Raw genomic sequence first — 17531 nt, 5'->3', positions numbered from 1 at the left:
TCACCGCCGCGCCGGGATCTCGAAGTCGAACTGCCGCAGTCGGTGCCGGGCCATGTCGAGCTCGTCGAGCGTGAAGAGCGACTCGTACTCCGGCTTGGCCACCAGCGCCTCCACCGTCAGGTCGAGTCGCCCGCGCTCCCACAACGCCGCGAACCCGTCGGACACGACCGGGCTGGCGAGCAGCTTCTTGGCAGTGGCGAGCCCACCGTGAGCGGCGATCATGCCAAGGAAGTAGGTGGCGTTGTAGCCGGCCTCGCGCCGCGCCGTCTCGTACACCCCGCGCATCGCCCGCTCGAAGTCCGCGACCGTCCCCTGATCGCCGCCGGGCTGGGCCGGCACGACCGGCGCATCCGTTGAACCGTTGGTCGTCTCGGCGTCGGCGTCCGGCTCCTCGACGAGCGGCTCAGCGTCAACGAGTCCAGCCGCCTGCTCGTTGCGCCGGGCCACGTAACCGCGCAGGGCGTCGACGGAGGTGAAGACCTCGTAGCCGAGCTCCTCCATCCGGGCGAGCTCCGGGTTGGCGTCCAGCTCCAGCACGACCGGGTTACCCAACCCCGGCTGCAACCCGTCCGGCCAGTACGCCTCCGCCACGCCCAGCAACCGACCGGTGGCGGGGTCGGCGATCTCACTGTCGAGGGCAGGCTCGGCGCAGCCCGCGGTGAGCAGCTCCTCGACGAGGGCCTTCACCTGCCCGGCGCGGACGTCGTCGACCTCCTCCTCGGCGACCACGACCACCGGCCGCAGCGGCTCGGCGGCCGGCTTCGTGCCGTCCCGGAGGCCGGCGAGGAATCCGTTGGCGGCGTTGGCCAGCAGCTCCCGGCGGGCGGCGAGGAAGTCCAGGTAACGGTCGGGCCGCCAGAGCTGCGGGTCGGTCGGAATCCACTGGGATTCGAGCGCGCCCGGGTGCTTCTGCTCGGTCTCGGCGAAGTAGTCCTCCGGCGGCCGCTTGCCGATCGCGAGGTTGGTCTGCTGAGTCAGGAAGGAGAAGTTGGCGACGGCGTTGACCTCGGACCGGCCGTAGCCGTGCTTGTAGAGCAGCGCCTTGGGGAAGATGTGGTGGACCTGCAGCGAGGTGAGGTAGCCCAGCATCTCGCTCTTGAGTTCCAGGCCGGAGCCGAAGTCGCGGGCGCCGAGCACCCGGGTGAGCAGGTAGAGCAGGGGGTAGAAGCGGGAGCCGCGGCCGAAGCCCTCGAAGTCCTGGCCGTCGATCACCAGGTTGCCACCGCGCCAGCGGGTCAGGCTGGTAATCAGGCCGTCGATGCCGCCGCGGGCTACCGTCTCGTAGTCCTGGGTCAGAATCGTCTCGGTCGACCCGGCGAAGCGTCCCCACAGCGCGGCGTGGATGTACCAGAAGAGCATCCGGTCACGCTGGGTGGCGTCGGCGAACGTGCCGCCGTTGAGGTGCAGGAAGCGGGAGACCACCGGGAAGGCGTAGCGACCCATCAGCACTCGGTCGTGGTCCAGGCCGAGCCGCCCGGAGATCACGTCGAGGAAGCCGCTGAGGTAGCGCTCGCTCGAGGTGAGCGCCTGGGCGAAGTCGGCCGAGCCGACCCCCTCCAGGGACTCGAACTGGGCCCGACCCGTCGCTACCGCGTTGACGTTGCGCAGCAGCCAGTCGAGGTTGAACTCGAACCCGGCGGTCGACCAGGTGCCCAGGTGCTTGCGCATCGTCGAGCGGGCCTCGGGCCAGTCGGCGCAGATCTTCGCCAGCGCCAGGTCGCCCTTGGAGAGCTTCGTGCCGCCCGAGTTGACCCGGTTGAAGATGTCGACGACGACGTCGACGCCCTTGTCCGCGCCGGTGATCTTCTCCTGGTGGAACTCGCGCTCGAGGATGTTCCGCAGCCGGATGAGCCGACCCATGTACGTCGCAAAGTGCGGCATGGTGTCCGGGTGCGCCGTGAGGTTCCCGATCTGCGGTTCGATGCCGTCGATGAAAAGCTCGGTGACGTCGACCCAGGTGGGGTCGTCCCTCATCTTCGCCGGCGCGTAGAACTCGAAGGTCTCTTCCTCGACGTTGAACCGCAGGCCGGTGAAGGCGGCCGGGTCACCCTCGAAGAACGCCGGCGGCTTGCCGCGGACCACCCCGTAGAGAGAGGTGATCCGCTGCTGCCCGTCGAGGAGTAGCTGCTTCACCCCACCGCCGACGTGGTCGCTGCCCCGGACCGAGCCGTGGTCGGCTTCCGTCTCCCACACCAGCAGCCCGCCGACGGGGAAGCCGAGGTAGAGCGAGCGCATCAGGCCGCGTACCTGATCCCGGTTCCACACGTAGCCGCGCTGGAACTCCGGCAGCAGCACGGTGCCGGAGTCGATCTGGTCGAGGATGGTGCCCAACTTGCTCATGTCAGTTCCCCCGCGGATCTGAGCGTTTGGTCATCGAGTGCTGGTGCGGCGGGCGGAAGTAGATCACGACCACTCCTCGCGGGCGTCCTCGGTCGTCGGTGCGCTGTCCTCGTACGGCGCCGGCGGGCCCCCGTGGGTCCATGGCGTTTCCTCGCGGGACGGGAAGGCGCCCGGCGGCATGAAGGTGTCGCTGAGCGTGGTGTAGCAGATCCGCTTCCCCACCTCCGGCACGGTGCCGGGGGCCGGGGTGAGCGAGCGACCCATCCCGCCGGTCAGCTCCAGCACGACCGCGGTCGTCCCGTCGTCGCGCGGAGTCACCGACATCACCCGTGCCTTCTGCCCGCTGGGTTGCTCGGGTGAGAACAGCGTCGTGCCCGGTGTGACCAGCACCGGGTCGGTGGTGGTCACCGCGATCCAGGGCCGCAGGGCACGCCGCTTCCCGCTGGTGTCGATCCGCGTCGGGTGGGCGGCGGTCACGTCGCCCACGAACGCCTCGCCGGTGAGCCGGTAGTCGGCCATCACCACCGGGTCGTCGTAAGCCCGCTGCACGTCGTACGAGGTCAGCGCCCGCTCCATGCGGTGCAGCTTCCTGGCGGCGGCGACCGCTCCGTCGCGACGCGGCTGCGGGAATCCCCCCTCTTCGAGATGCGCGGTGAAGTTCGTGAAAGCGTCCCGGTCCTCCGCCCACCGTTTGGGCACGTGCGCTCCGGCGGGCAGCTCCCGCAGCAGCGAGATGGCCTGCCACATCAGCCGCCAGGTCGGCTCCAGCTGCGAGCGCAGAATGTCCTCCAGCTCGTCGCGACGCCGGGCCACCTGCGAGTCGGTGGCCACCGCCCGGTCGTACGCGGTCATGGCCGGGGCCAGCACCTCGTTGTCGAAGGTCGGGTCGGTGGCCGGACCGGCCGGGGGCCAGGTCACCGGATCCTCGGCTGCGGCGGCCGCTTCGGCGCCCGTCATGCCCGGCGGCGGCGTGATCCAGGCCAGGAGTGCGGCCAGCTGCGCGTCCTCGAGCGGGCTCTGCCCGGTGGCCCAGTGCATGGAGGCCGCCTGGGTCATCGCGACCAGCGCCGAGGAACCGGGGTGCTCGGCTCGCTCGGCGAAGTACGTCAGCCAGCGACCGAGCAGCGGCACCGACGGGTGGACAGGGTAGTCGCCGTCGGTGCGGCGGAACCGGGTGGACCGGCCGAAGAGCCGGGTGAAGCCGACGCCGCCGGGGTTCGGCACGAGCAGCTGCGGCGCGTCGGCGTACCGGTGGCGCACGTCCTTGCCCTTGTTCGTCCGCACCTCTTCTATATCGCTGCGGAAGCTATCGATGTAACAGACGAGGATGTCTGCCAGCTCGGCGGCGAACGCGAACCGCTGGTCGCGGTTCCGGGGCTGCGGCACGATCAGCAACGTCGGATCGTCTGGGTCGTCGCCCACCATCGCGGCGAGCGGTGCGTTGGCCTCGCCCGCCATGGTCAGCGGGATGAAGGCCAGGGGTCGTTCGGCGATGTGCACGTGACGCACGGTGGTGATCCGCTGAGCGACGCCCTCGACCACGGCCTCGGCCCTTGCCAACGTCGTCAGGGTGCTCATCCGGCTACCCGGCTCATCAGCTCGGCCCGCAACCGCGCGGCGGCGCGCAGCAGCTCGGCGGCCTCCTGTTGATCCTCTGCCGGCGCGAGCTGGTTGCGGGCGATGGCCAACGCCGTTTCCACCCGCTCGATGCCGCCCATCTCATCCCGCGCGGACTTGCCGAGCGCCGCAGTGCAGCCGCGAGCCTCGTGCCGGCAGAAGTACGCCAGCTCACAGCTGGCCAGACACTCCGGGGAGTACCGCGCCTCGACGGCTTCGAGGGCGGCGACCAACGAGGCCGGCGAGCGGGTGGGCACCCCGTTGTCGTCGGGCGCGAAGTCGAAGCTGAGGGTGGCCGGCAGATCGGCCAGCAGCGCGTCGATCCGGGTCATCCGGGACAGCTGCCGACGCAGCACGGCGAGCTGCTTGCGAACGTCGATCCGGACCGCCATCGGCTGGTTGGAGAAGTCGCGGGGACAGACCAACACGACGTCGTGCGAGACGATCTCCGGGTCGTACCCGGCCTCGCCGAGCAGCTCGCGCATGGCCAGCACGTAGACGGCCGCCTGGATCGCGGCGGCCGCGACCTTGCCCGAGTCGGCCTGGCCGTCGATGACCGCGAACGACTTGATCTCCACGACGTGGAACTGCCCGTCGTGCTGGAACGCGATCAGGTCCGGCTCCAGGTAGGCCTGCTGGCCGGCGACTTCGAGCCGCAGCAGCGGGTGGTCGAAGAGCGTGCCGGCCCCTTCGGCCTGGGCGGCGGCCCGGGTGAGCAGGGCACGCGAGCGGGCGTACCGGAGATCTTGGCTCTCGTGGCCGGCGACCGACTCCAGGTCGTCGTACGAGACCTCGGGGATCTCGAGGTCGAGCCGCTCCCGCAGCAGCCGCAGCAGCTCGGCGCAGCCGTTGGCCTTGACCTGCGCCTCGAAGGCGTTGCCGCGGGTGATCGCAAACTGCGACTGACCGAAGCGGGCCGGGTAATCGACGTAGGCGGCCAGCCGCTGCTTGTCGACGCCCGCGCAGTCCAGGACCGCCCGGCGGGCGCAGCCCGGGTTGGTGGTCAGGGCGGCGATGGTCCGGGCGTTGTGCCTGCTCGCGACGCCCCCACCGCGAATCGCGGCCAGCCGCTGGCCAACGTTGGTCATGCCGTCCCCCTGAGTACGCGCAGCTTGCTGCCGAAGAGCTGCTCGGCCTCGTCCATCTGCCGGCGGGCACGCTCGGCCGCCGCTTCCCGCTGCGACTGGTCGGCCGCCACGTGCACGTCGAGTTCGGCCTGGGCGGCCTTGATAACGGTGGCCGCGTCTACCGCCCCGCGCGGTTGGGCCGCTCCCGGAATGGTGGTGGCGAACCGCCAGAGCAGCCGGGTAACGCCCGAATCTTCCTCAAGCATCCTGACTGCCCGTTCCGCCACCTTGATGGCGGCTGTCAGAAAGTCGACACGGAGGCTCAGCGGCCCGATGATGCGCCGCTCGAGTGGCCAGGTGGAGATCGCGAGCAGGCCCCGGGCCGGGGCCAGGTGCTCGGCGGTGAGCGCGGAGCAGAGGTAGTACGGCCGGGAGTGTCGTGCCGTACGGAAGGACCGCTCCTCGTCCCGACGCAGGTGGGTGAGCTTGCCCGGCGCGATCCCGGTGGCACTCGCGCCGTAGAACGCGGCATGCACCTCGGCGATCAGCTTCGGCGCAGCCGGCACCGACAGCAGGGTGAGCGCATGCTGGACCTGCTCGCGTACCGGCACCAGCGGCGCTGCGGGCTTCATCGGCTCGGTATCGACCGCCGCCTCGTCGGCGAGGTCCGTGAGGGCCTGCTCCCATTCCCGTTCGGCCCTTCGCAGCTCAGCCCGCATCGCCGTGGCTCGGGCAGGGTCGCGGGCCATCACCGCCCGGCGGACCGCTGCTCGCAGCTCTTCGATCCGGCGCTCGAGGTTCTCTATGGACTCGGCCACGAAAGGCATGGTACAAGTTCCAGTGTTTCCCAGCAATCCCCCGCGACGGGAGTTGTTTGATGACGCAACAATACTTAGCGTCTTGCCTGGAAGGGAGACCCGTATGGCCCCGGACCAGTCCCTACTTGACCAGGTTTTCGACCAGTTGGCCGAGGACAACGTCGGCGACGATGTCGTAGATCTTGTGCTCGCCGCATACGTCGGGGACGACCAGCTCGCCGCCGTCCTCGCCGGAGAGCCCGTCGATCTGCCGGAGCGGGACCCCTCCACTCGACCGCGTCCCCAGCCGCTGTACCTGGAGTCCATCACCGTCGCGGGTTTCCGGGGCGTCGGTCCACAGCAGAGCCTTCGGTTGCAGCCGCACGCCGGGCTCACCCTCGTCGTCGGCCGCAACGGCTCCGGCAAGTCGAGCTATGCGGAGGCCGTCGAGCTGGCCCTCACCGGGGATAGCGCGCGCTGGGCCGACCGCAACAGCGTCTTCAAAGACGGCTGGCGCAACCTGCACTGCGGTTCGCCCTGTCAGATCGAGATCCAGCTCCGGGCCGAAGGATCCGCGAAACCCATTCGAGTACGCCGTTCCTGGCGCGATGACCACACCGAGGCGCACCAGGGGGTCGGCCACGTCCTGGCGGATGACGGGAACCGCTACGGGGACACCGCGGAACTGGGGTGGCAGCAGCCCCTCGATGCCTACCGTCCATTCCTCACCGCGAGCGACCTCGCTCGGCTCGTCACCTCCACGCCCAGCGGGCTCTTCGACGCCATGGCTCCGATCCTCGGCATGGACCCGATCGTCGACGCCGACAAGCGGCTGATGCGGGTTCGTAAGGATCTGAGTGACCAGATCTCGGGGGTCAAGGCATTGCGCGAAGCGTTGCGTACCGCGCTCGCCGGTGTCGACGACCAGCGGGCGCAGGCCGCGGTGGCGCTCCTCGCGAAGCGAGCGCCCGACCTCGAGGCACTCGACCAGCTGCTCGCCGACGCCGGTAGCGACACCAACGACCCGGGCGCCGTCGCGGCCCGCCGCCTGGTCGCCGTCGCGCTGCCAGACGCGGCATACGCCACCGAGGTGGCCGACGAACTCACCGCTGCGGCGGCGCAAATCGCCGACCTTTCCGCCACCCGCGCCGGCACGGCCGAGCAGGCAGCCCAGCTGCTCCGGATGGCGGTCACCTTCCACGACGAACACGGCGACCGGCCGTGCCCCGTCTGCGGGACCGGCACCCTGGACGCCGCCTGGCGCACTCGCGCCGGCGACACGATCCACCAGATCCAGCGCGAAACCGTCGCTGTCGAGGAGGGGCACCGGCGGCTCCAGGAGGCGCAGGCCCGAGCCGCTCGGCTGCTCGACCTGGACCGGCGAATCAGTAGCGACGACCTCGAGGCGTTGGCCGGCGCGCTCCACCAGCCGGATGTGGTGAAGCGGTTCCGCACGAAAGCGGACGACCTGCGCTCCGCCGCAGCCGAGCTCTCCCCCGACCAGCTCGCCGCGCACCTCCGGGCCAGCTATCCGCCGCTGCTCGAGGCGTTCACCGAACTGCAGGACGAGACGAGCGCCTGGCTGCGGCAGCGCCACGACGCCTGGCGTGAGCATGCCGTCTCGCTGCAGGACTGGCTGAATCGGGCGCGGGTCGGTGTGCAGAACGACGCGAAGCTCAAGCGGGTCAACGCCGCCCGGGACTGGTTGAAGACCGCGATCACCAAGCTGCGGGACCAGCGGTTCGAACCCTTCGCCCAGCGCTCGCAGGAGATCTGGGACGAGCTCCGTCAGGAGAGCAACGTCGAGCTGAGCGGGATGCGGCTCGACGGCACCAACACCCGCCGCAAGATATCCTTCCCCGCCCGGGTCGATGGCACCACCACTTCCGCGATGGCGGTCATGAGCCAGGGCGAGCTCCAAGCCCTCGGCCTGTCAGTGTTCCTGCCCCGCGCCTGCGTCGACGACAGCCCGTTCCGGTTTCTCATCATCGACGACCCGGTGCAGAGCATGGACCCGTCGAAGGTCGACGGCCTGGCCCAGGTGCTCGCCAGCCTGGCCGAGACCCGACAGGTCGTTGTCTTCACCCACGACAACCGGCTTCCCGAGGCGGTACGGCGGCTGCGCATCGAGGCCACCATCTGGGCAGTGACCCGACGCGACGAGTCGGTGGTGGAAATCCGGAAGAACAGCGACCCGATCGAGCGGTACCTCAACGACGCCACCTCGATCCTGAAGGCGGAGGAGCTCGCCGCCAACGCCCGCTATCCCCTGGTGTCCGGCTTCTGCCGTTCGGCGCTTGAGGCCGCCTGCCATGAGCGAATCCGGCGGGAGCGCATCGCGCGCGGTGAGCGGCACGGTGCGGTGGAAGAGCTCATCGAGAAGGCGCTGACGCTCAACCAGGTGACCGCGCTGGCGCTCTTCGGCGACATGCACCAGGGCGGCAAGGTGCTCCCGAGGATCAACCAGTTCGGCAGGTGGGCCGGCGACGCGTTCCAGGCCTGCAAGCAGGGCGTGCATGGACCGGGCTCGTTCGATCTCGAGGTGCTGGTCCGTGACGCACGCCGGCTGGCGGAGTCCCTGCGATGACCGCCGGTCCGCTGGTGACGATGCCGCAGAGTTGCCTGGACGCCGCCGATCAACTGCTGTCCAACGTCGTACGGGGCACCCGTGGCGCCTGGCCACGCGCCTGCGCGTGGTTGCTCCGGCTCGCACTCGAGGCCGCCATGGACGACTACTGGCAGCGCTGCCACCCCGAGGTGTTGCCGATGCGCGCCCGCTCGCCACAATTCCTGATCCTCGACCGCTACGCTGGCCGGCGCATCGCCGCCCGGGCCGGATACGCCTGGTCGGCGCTGTCCCGCGCCGGCCACCACCACTGCTACGAGCTCGGTCTCACGGCAGGGGAACTGCACCGGCTGCGGGAAATGGTGGCGACAATCATCAGCGACCTCGCTGCCGAGCAGGTCGTGCGGCGACGGGGGGTCGATGAGGATGCTTGACGTAGAGCGCCTGCGCCGTGTGGCGGCGGCCGCCGACCGCTGGGCCAAGTCGCTGATCGACACCTCCGGCAATAACCGGCTGCTGTACTACCGGGATCTCAAGGCAGGGACCCTCGCCCTGGCCGCGGCCGACCCGACGGCGGTCATGCGGCTGCTATCCGGCAAGCCGCAGACCCTCGGCCAGCTCTTCCCGTTTCAGGAATCGCGTGCGGACGCCCAGCGTCGCCTTCGGAATATCCGCGCCAAGATGCGGGAGCTGTCCGAGGAGCGCGGCCTCGACGCCGGCTACGTCGTCACCGGCATGGCCAACTGGCGTGAGCCGGACCGCACGCCCCACGCTCCAGTGATCATGCACCCGCTGCAGATTGACGCAACGAGCGCTACCGAGACCGACTTCCGGCTACGGGTCGAGGCCTCGCCCATCGTCAACCCGGTGCTGCTGTTCAAGCTGGCCCGCGACTACGGCGTGACCATCACCGAGGGCGAACTACTGGCCGAACTGCCCGAAACCGGTTTCGCGCCGGACGCACTGCTCAGTCGACTCAACGCGGCGGCAGCACGGGTGCCAGAGTTCGTGGCCGCCTCGACGCAGGTCGTCGGCACGTTCCTCTACGAGAAGCTGCCGATGGTGCAGGACATCGAAAAGAACGGCGAGCTGCTGGCCGACAGCGATGTGATCGCCGCGCTCGCCGGCGACGTCGCGGCCGGCACCTCGCTGGCCTCGCCGGTCTCAGTCACTCCCTCCACTCCGAACACCGTCCCGCTCGGTGACGAGTTCCTGGTGCTGGACGCCGACTCGTCGCAGAGCTACGCCATCAACGCGGTCGTCGCCGGCCAGCATCTCGTCATCAAGGGTCCGCCCGGCACCGGCAAGAGCCAGACGATCGCGAACATCATCGCCGCGCTCGCTGCCCGTGGACGCACCACGCTCTTCGTCGCCGAAAAGCGGGCTGCCATCGACGCGGTGCTCAACCGTCTCACCTCCGTCGACCTGGACGACCTCGTCATCAACCTGCACGGCGGCGGAACGAGCCGCCGCGAGTTGGCCCAGGCGCTGGGCAGCCGACTGCAGCGCATCGCGCAGGAGCGGCAGCCGCAGCTGCAGGACCTCGGCCGGCAACTACTCGCCCGGCGGGAGCAGCTCGTCGCCCACGACAACATGCTGCACCGGCGGCACGCGCCGTGGGACCTGTCGGCGTATGAGATTCAGGAGCGGCTGATCGCCCTCGGGACCAGCGCCCGCACGGCGTTCCGTTGGCGGGCGCCGATGCTTCAGCGGCTGGACCCGGCCGCGGCCGAGCAGCTCTGGCGCGCCGTGGGCGAGCTGGCGCGTCTTGGCGCCTTCGACGGGTCCATGCCGTCCAGCCCGTGGCAGGCCGCGACCATCGGGGCGTCGGCAGCGGTCCCGGAGGTCATGACGGCGGCCGGGCGGGCGGCGTACGAGATCCTTCCCGAAGCTCAGCAGCTGCTACGCACGCTGACCGGTGAGTGCGGGCTCCGCCCGCCGCAGACTCGGACGGCCTGGCGGGACCTGCTCGTTCTCGTCCATGACGTCACCGGGTCTCTGGATCGCTTCGCGCCGGCGGTGTTCGCGGGCGACCTCGACCGCTGGATCGCTGCCACCGCGGACCGGCGCGGACGGAAGTCGGCCGCGGTGACGCTCGGCTGGCTGGAGCGACGAGCGGCATTGAAGGAGGTCCGGGCGCTCTGGGTCGGCCCAGACAAGCCCGCCCGCAAGGATTTGCACGCCGGGCTGCTCGCCGTGGCCGATCAACGGGACCGCTGGCAGCGGTGCTGCCAGCACGGTAGCCAGCCCCGCGGGGCCGATTGCCTTCCGGCGGCGCTCGCCAACGCGGATCATCTGGACCGGTCCCTGGCCGTGCTGGAAGCGGTTCTGCCCGCCACGTTCACCGATGCTCCGGAACGGCTGCAGCAACAGCTATCCGCTCTGGCGAGCGACCAGTTGGGGTTGCAGCGGGTGGCCCGGCACAACGAGCTACGGGCGGCATTGCTGGGGTGGAACCTTCACGCGCTACTGGCCGAACTGGCGGAGCGCCGGGCCGGCGCCATCGAGGCCGAGCACGTGCTGGAGTACGCCTGGCTGCACTCCATCCTCGATCACATCGCCCTCACTGACGCCCGCTATGCAGGGCTGAACGCCGAGCTGCTCACAGCGGCGGTCATCGACTTCCAACGGGCGGATCACCAGCACATCGAGGCGACCCCTGGTCGGATCCGCCGCGCCGCGGCGGCACACCTGGTCGCCACGCTCGACGCCAACCCGGAGCAGCAACAGCTCGTCCGCAAGGAGGCTGCCAAGAAGGCCCGGCACCTGCCCGTCCGAGAGCTGTTCCGAGCTGCGCCGGAAGTGTTGCTGGCCGTCAAGCCCTGCTGGGCGATGAGCCCGCTACTGGTGAGCCAGGTGCTCCCGGCGCAGCGCCTCTTCGACGTCGTCATCTTCGACGAGGCGAGCCAGGTCGAGCCCGTCGACGGCATAACCTCGATCATGCGCGGTCGGCAGATCGTGGTTGCCGGCGACGAGCACCAGCTGCCGCCGACCCGGTTTTTCGACAGCGACGACGACTCCGCCGCTGACGAAGACGGCGAAACGGCGCTGACCGACGACGTGGAGTCACTGCTCCAGGCCTTCGCCACCGCGCTCCCGCTGTCGCAGAACAAGCACCTCGCCTGGCACTACCGCAGCCGGGACGAGCGACTGATCGCCTTCTCCAACCTGCACATCTACGCGCCGAACGGCAACGAGCTGGTCACCTTCCCGGGCGCCGCCACGGAGGGCTGCCTGACCCACGTCCTGGTCGACAACAACCCGGTCGGCTACGGCCCGGGCGACCGGGTGGGCGCCGAGGTGGACCGGGTCGTCGATCTGATCCTGGAGCACGCGGAGAAGCGCCCGGAGGAATCGCTGGGCGTCATCACCATGGGCATCAAGCACGCCGAGCGGATCGAAGCGGCCCTCCGTCGTGCGCTGATTGATCGCGGCGGCTTCGACGAGTTCTTCCAGGAACGGAGCGAGGAGCCCTTCTTCGTCAAGAGCATCGAGCGGGTGCAGGGCGACGAGCGGGACGCGATCATCCTGTCCGTTGGCTACGGCAAGGGCCCGGATGGCCGGATGCTCTACCGATTCGGGCCGATCAACAACAACGGTGGCCATCGGCGCCTCAATGTGGCGGTAACCCGGGCACGGCAGCGCGCCACGGTGGTCAGCTCGTTCAGCGCCCGGGACCTGGACCCGAACAAGCTCAACGCCCTTGGCGCCAAGCTGCTGCGCAGCTACCTGGAGTACGCCGAGAGCCAGGGCGAGCGGCTCTCCACCGTCGGCACCGCACCCACACTCAATCCGTTTGAGGCGGACGTGCGGGACCGGCTGACGGCGGCTGGGATTCCACTCGTCGCTCAGTACGGTGCCAGTGGTTACCGGATCGACTTCGCCGCCCAGCATCCCGATCGGCCGGGCGAGATGGTGCTGGCGATCGAGGCGGACGGTGCCACCTACCACTCGTCGGCGACCGCCCGCGACCGCGACCGGCTGCGGCAGGAGCACCTCGAGCGGCTTGGTTGGCGCTTCCATCGCATCTGGTCCACCGCCTGGTTCCGCGATCGGGACCAGGAGGTCGCGCGGGTGAAGGCGGCCTACGACGCAGCCGTCGCCGAGGCGAGCCGACCGGCGTCGGTGAAGCGGCCGGTGGTGCGGCCGCGGTCGGAAAGCGTACCGCCGTCGTCCACTGAACCAATCCGCAGCATGCTGAAGCCTCCGCTCTATCCGGGAGCTCCCATCACCGAGTACAGCCGACGTCAGCTCGCCGCCTTGGTGGCGTGGATCAATAGCGACGGCTGTCTGCGTACCGAGGAGCAGATCATCACGGAGGCGATGCAGGAGCTGGGCTTCCGCCGGCGGGGTCAGCGCATCAACGCCGCCATCCGGCTAGCGATCCAGGACGCCCGCCAAAGTGGGACGCCTCGCTAGGACACCGGAGAGACGCGGGGAGCTGGTGGGCGGGCCGCCTGCCAAACAGTCATCGGGTTAGCGTTCGCGCCTCGCGTGTTGGAGGCAACGGGGACGCCTGCGAGAAGGTTAGGTTGCCGGCATGACGGATCTTGAGCGGGGCATCTACGAGCACCTGATCACGCAGCAGCTCGCCGACCAGCTCCACCGCGTCGATCCCGCCCTGATCCAGCACCGCGCCCTAGACGCTGCTGACTCGCACGGCCCCCTCACCCGTCACCTCGCCGCCCAAATCAGCCGCGCTCTCCAAGCCGTCCCCGGCGGCGACGACAAGCTGCACCGCCAAGTCGAGCTGACCAACCGCATCGCCGATGCCATCGCCGCCCTCAGCCCGGCCGCGACACACCACGGCGACCAGGTAGCCGACGCGAAGAACCTCCTGCACGCCATCGCCGCCCCACCCACCCCACCGGCCCAACCGGCCTTCCCGCAGCGCCCGACGACCCCGCTCTCCACCGGCGCGCTCCTGGTGAACGGCAAGCACCAGCCGCGGATCGGCCACGAGGTCACTTACGAGATGGCCTCCGCGGAACACGTCGACCTGCTCTGCGCGTTCATCAAATGGCACGGCCTGCGCATCGTCGAGCCCGCCCTCCGCGACCTGATCCGGCGCGGCGGCCGACTCCGCGTCATCACCACGACCTACATGGGCGCGACCGACCAACGAGCGCTTGATCGGCTCGCCGAGCTGGGCGCCGACATCAAGGTCTCCTACGAAACCAGGACGACCCGGCTGCACGCCAAGGCGTGGCTGTTCCGCCGAACCAACGGCACCACCACCGCGTACGTCGGCTCCTCGAACCTGTCGAAGTCGGCCCTGGTGGACGGGGTGGAGTGGAACGTCCGGATCTCCAACATCGAGCAGCCGCACGTCATCGACACCTTCACCGCGACGTTCGAGGACTACTGGAACGACCCGGCGTTCGAGGACTACGACGCCACCAAGGACGCGGAGCGGCTCCGGCAGGCGCTCAGCGGTGAGCGGGCTGCCGATGCACCGACGCAGATCGCAAACCTAGATGTGCGGCCATACCCGTATCAGGCGGAGATCCTGGCCGACCTGGATGCGGAACGGCAGGTGCACGGCCGGCACCGCAATCTGGTGGTGATGGCGACGGGCACCGGCAAGACGGTGGTGGCAGCGCTGGACTACCGCCGCTTACACCGGGCTGGCCAAGTTGACTCGCTGCTCTTCGTCGCCCACCAGGAGCAAATCCTTAAGCAGAGCATGTCGACGTTCCGCCAGGTCATGAATGACGGCAGCTTCGGCGAGATGCTGGTCGGGGGCAAGGAGCCAACCCACTGGGCCCACGTCTTCGCCTCGATCCAATCGCTGCACCGGCGGGAGATCAACCCCGACGCGTACGACATGGTGATCGTCGACGAGTTCCACCACGCGGAGGCGCCGACGTACGCGCGGTTGCTGGAGCGGCTGCGGCCGTGCGTACTGCTGGGGCTGACGGCGACTCCAGACCGGGCCGACGGCGGTGATGTGCGTCGGTGGTTCGACGGCCACGCGGCGGTGGAGCTACACCTGTGGGAGGCGCTGGAGCGGCAGCTGCTGGCGCCGTTCCAGTACTTCGGAGTGCACGACGACGTGGATCTGTCGCACCTGCGGTGGAAGCGCGGGCAAGGGTACGACCCGGCGGAGCTGGACGGCCTCTACACCGGCAACCACGCGCGGGCACGAATGGTGCTGAAGGCGGTACAGGACACGGTCGATGTGGGTCGGATGCGGGCGCTCGGGTTCTGCGTGAGCATCGGGCACGCCGAGTTCATGGCGGACTGGTTCAGCCGGCACGGCGTACCGTCGGCGGCGGTGACCTCGCGGGCGGACCGCGCGGGCCGGACCCGCGACGGCCTGCTGCGGGAGTTCAAGGCCGGCAAACTCCGCGTGCTGTTCACCGTCGACCTGTTCAACGAGGGTGTCGACCTGCCGATGGTCGACACGATCCTGATGCTGCGGCCCACCGAGAGCGCCTCGATCTTCCTGCAGCAGCTCGGTCGCGGCCTGCGCCTAGACGATGACAAGCCGTGCCTGACCGTGCTCGACTTCATCGGCGGCCAGAACGCCAACTTCCGGTTCGACCTGCGCTGGCGGGCGCTGACCGGGGTGAGCCGTCGGGCCGTCGAGGCGGCCGTCCGGGATGACTTCCCGTCGCTGCCGAGTGGCTGCCACGTTGAGCTGGACCGGGTGGCGAAGGAGGTCGTGCTCGCCAACCTGAAGTCGGCGCTGCCGACCTCAAAGAACGGCCTGGTGGCGGAGCTGCGGCAGCTCGGGGACGCGAGCCTGGCCGAATTCCTGCGGGAGACCGGTCTGGAGATCGAGGACGTCTACCGGTCGGCGAGCATCGGCGGGTGGGCCGGCCTGCGGCGCCTGGCGGGCATCGACGCCTCGGCCGGCGGGCCGGACGACCGCGAGCTCGGCCGGGCGATCGGGCGGATGCTGCACATCGACGACGTCGACCGGCTGGACCTCCTCGCTCGGGTCGCGAGTGGCGAGCAGCCCGGCGGCGGACGGCTGCTGGACATGTTGCACTTCAGCCTCTGGGGGCCGTCGGTGCCGCTGACCGAGCGCGATGCCCGGCTGAAGCGGCTCTGGGCCGAGCCAGCGCGCTGCACGGAGCTGCGCCAGGTCGCCGCGGTGCTGCGAGACCGCATCCACCGGGTCACGGCGGAGCCGGAGTCGGCGCGGGTGCCGCTGCGGGTGCACGCGCGCTACAACCGCAACGAGGCGTGCGCGGCCTTCGGGATGACGAACCCGGGATCCCTGCGCGAAGGCGTGAAGTGGCTGCCAGACGAGCAGGCCGACCTCTTCTTCGTCACCTTGGTCAAGTCCGAGGAGCACTACTCCCCCACGACGATGTACGCCGACCGGGCCATCACCGACAGCCTGTTCCAGTGGGAGTCGCAGAGCACCACGTCGTCGGCGTCGGGGACCGGGCAGCGCTACATCAACCACGTCGAGCGCGGGTCGACGGTGCACCTCTTCGTTCGGGAGAGCAGGGTGGCCGACCGCGACCTGGGCGCGCCGCCCTACCTGTACGCCGGGCCAATGACGTACCAGGAGCACACCGGCGACCGGCCGATGCGGATCCTCTGGCGGCTGCACCACCCGCTCCCCGCCGACACGTACGCCGCCGCCCGGGCGATCGCAGCATGACCTCCTGCCAACGGCCATCGGGAGGCGGGGACGGACTTGCTTAGCTCCGCCTCCATCAACGCCGTGGCGGCGCGCGCCGCACCAGCCACCGCTATGCCAGGAGCGGGCGGCAGCCACACCTCGCCCGGCGCTGCTCAACCGGTCCATTGATTGCTGCCAGCATGACTCGTCTGCCAGCAGCCACCGTCCGAATGGGGGCTATCTCTCTGTCTGAAAGATCGCTAGATTTCGCTCGTGCAAATGTGTCTGCGGCCTGCCCGACTCCTGGTTGCCGGCCTGCTGCTCGTACCCGGCACGTCGTGTTCCAGCAGCACCAACCGAGTCGGGGGCTTCCCGAACACTTGGGTAGGGGCGGACACCACGAGCGCCGTCATGATTCAAATTACCCGACAGGCAGGCGCCCTCTCGGGAACCCTGGACCAGAGCAGCCTGAACAACGCCGACCCGACCACGACGAAGTCGACGCACGCGGCATTCACGGGCACGATGGACGGCGAGGCAATGACCCTGAGCTTCCCTCAGGGGCTCGGATTCGTCACCAACCTTTCCGGCACGGTTTCCGGCTCAAAGATGACGCTGCAGGTGCCGCAAGAAGACGGCTCGATCGCCCCTTTTGCGCTGGCACCGGGGTCGACCGACACCTATAACCGAAAAGTGGCGGTGGTACAAGCGAAGGCTGACGCCAACCTGTCTGCTCGCGAGGCGGCTGCTGCGAGTTCAGCCGCAGCAGCTTCTCTACAAGAGAGGCGGCAGCAGGTCGCAAAGGCAGCTGAATCTGTGATGCAGGACGCCGCGGCTGTGCGGGCTGGGCTTGCGAACCCACCCTCCTTCTCAGACTTTGAAAGGGACTTGGCCGCCGCAAAGGAGAACCTTGCGAACGCGAAGACCAACGCTGCGAAGGCCGACAGAGAGCAAGACGAATCGTCGGCGTGCAGCGACGCATACAGTGCAGAGAGCGATGCCTACAGCGTCGAAAGCGACTCTTACAGCATCGACAGCGACATGAGCGGCCTGGCCAGTGAAATTCAAGCTCTTAAGGACGCTGCCGCCCAGCTCGACCGCAATCTGTCTGAATATCAGCAGGCCGCAGCTGCACTACCCGGGTACACACCGCCTAACGCACCAGACGCCAACCGAATCCAAGACCTTTCAAATCAGGTGTCGACAAAGACTGCTGCCTGGAAGAAGAAGGGGGCCGGTTATCAGACTGAGGTTGCCAAGCTACTGAAGGAGGCTAGGGCCGTCGCGGCCCAGGCCCAGAAGGACCACTGTTAGCTAGTGCTCTGACCACAAACGTTGGCCGGGTTGGTTATGCGGCTCGGCTGGCGGGTTGGCCCCAGCGGCGGTGTCGTTCACTGCGGACGCGGGCGCGGTGGCGGCGTTGGGCGGCCAGGACGTCGGGGTGGCGGGCGTTGGCGTTGCGCCAGCGCGCAGGTAGGCGTGTAGGCCGCGGGCCAGGACGGTGTGGTTGGGGTGGTCCGAGCCGGCGATGACAAAGGTGCGCAGCGGCCCGAAGTGCGCCT

At 69.3% G+C, this 17531-nt stretch carries 9 protein-coding genes and 1 pseudogene; 5 read left to right on the top strand and 5 right to left on the bottom strand.

The window, feature by feature from the left end; all coding sequences use genetic code 11:
• The 4 genes from M2302_RS14505 to M2302_RS14490 all read right to left on the bottom strand — a co-directional run bounded on the left by M2302_RS14505 (position 1) and on the right by M2302_RS14490 (position 5851).
• Positions 1-2340, bottom strand: a complete 2340-nt coding sequence (locus M2302_RS14505) for a DUF262 domain-containing protein (protein WP_280838425.1) — start codon at positions 2338-2340, stop codon at positions 1-3.
• 63 nt (positions 2341-2403) lie between these two features.
• Complete coding sequence (locus tag M2302_RS14500; RefSeq protein ID WP_280838423.1) at positions 2404-3918, bottom strand: hypothetical protein; 1515 nt, start codon at positions 3916-3918, stop codon at positions 2404-2406.
• The gene (locus M2302_RS14495) at positions 3915-5045 is read right to left on the bottom strand and encodes a hypothetical protein (protein WP_280838422.1); all 1131 of its coding nucleotides are present in this window, start codon (positions 5043-5045) and stop codon (positions 3915-3917) included. Before M2302_RS14495 ends, M2302_RS14500 begins: the two co-directional genes overlap by 4 nt.
• Positions 5042-5851 (bottom strand): hypothetical protein, encoded by an 810-nt coding sequence (locus M2302_RS14490; protein ID WP_280838421.1) that lies wholly within the window; start codon positions 5849-5851, stop codon positions 5042-5044. The genes M2302_RS14495 and M2302_RS14490 overlap by 4 nt, the downstream gene beginning before the upstream one ends.
• A gap of 13 nt (positions 5852-5864) precedes the next feature.
• Between M2302_RS14490 and M2302_RS14485 the strand changes: the two genes are divergently transcribed.
• The 5 genes from M2302_RS14485 (at position 5865) to M2302_RS14465 (ending at position 17283) form a co-directional block, all read left to right on the top strand.
• Positions 5865-8408, top strand: a complete 2544-nt coding sequence (locus M2302_RS14485; RefSeq protein ID WP_280838420.1) for an AAA family ATPase — start codon at positions 5865-5867, stop codon at positions 8406-8408.
• The gene (locus M2302_RS14480; RefSeq protein WP_280838418.1) at positions 8405-8821 is read left to right on the top strand and encodes a hypothetical protein; all 417 of its coding nucleotides are present in this window, start codon (positions 8405-8407) and stop codon (positions 8819-8821) included. Before M2302_RS14485 ends, M2302_RS14480 begins: the two co-directional genes overlap by 4 nt.
• Positions 8814-12806 (top strand): AAA domain-containing protein, encoded by a 3993-nt coding sequence (locus tag M2302_RS14475; RefSeq protein ID WP_280838417.1) that lies wholly within the window; start codon positions 8814-8816, stop codon positions 12804-12806. Before M2302_RS14480 ends, M2302_RS14475 begins: the two co-directional genes overlap by 8 nt.
• A 121-nt stretch (positions 12807-12927) precedes the next feature.
• Positions 12928-16008, top strand: a complete 3081-nt coding sequence (locus tag M2302_RS14470) for a DEAD/DEAH box helicase (protein WP_280838416.1) — start codon at positions 12928-12930, stop codon at positions 16006-16008.
• Between the two features lie 372 nt (positions 16009-16380).
• Positions 16381-17283 (top strand): hypothetical protein, encoded by a 903-nt coding sequence (locus tag M2302_RS14465; RefSeq protein ID WP_280838415.1) that lies wholly within the window; start codon positions 16381-16383, stop codon positions 17281-17283.
• Positions 17284-17317: 34 nt separating this feature from the next.
• Here M2302_RS14465 and M2302_RS14460 read toward each other — a convergent pair.
• A pseudogene (locus M2302_RS14460) lies at positions 17318-17531 on the bottom strand (hypothetical protein); the annotation flags it as partial.

It is taken from the genome of Micromonospora sp. A200 (genome assembly GCF_029893845.1).
Taxonomy (GTDB): Bacteria; Actinomycetota; Actinomycetes; order Mycobacteriales; family Micromonosporaceae; genus Micromonospora; species Micromonospora purpureochromogenes.
Note: the sequence above shows the minus strand (reverse complement) of the source record. Positions and strands in the feature narration are given on the sequence as shown.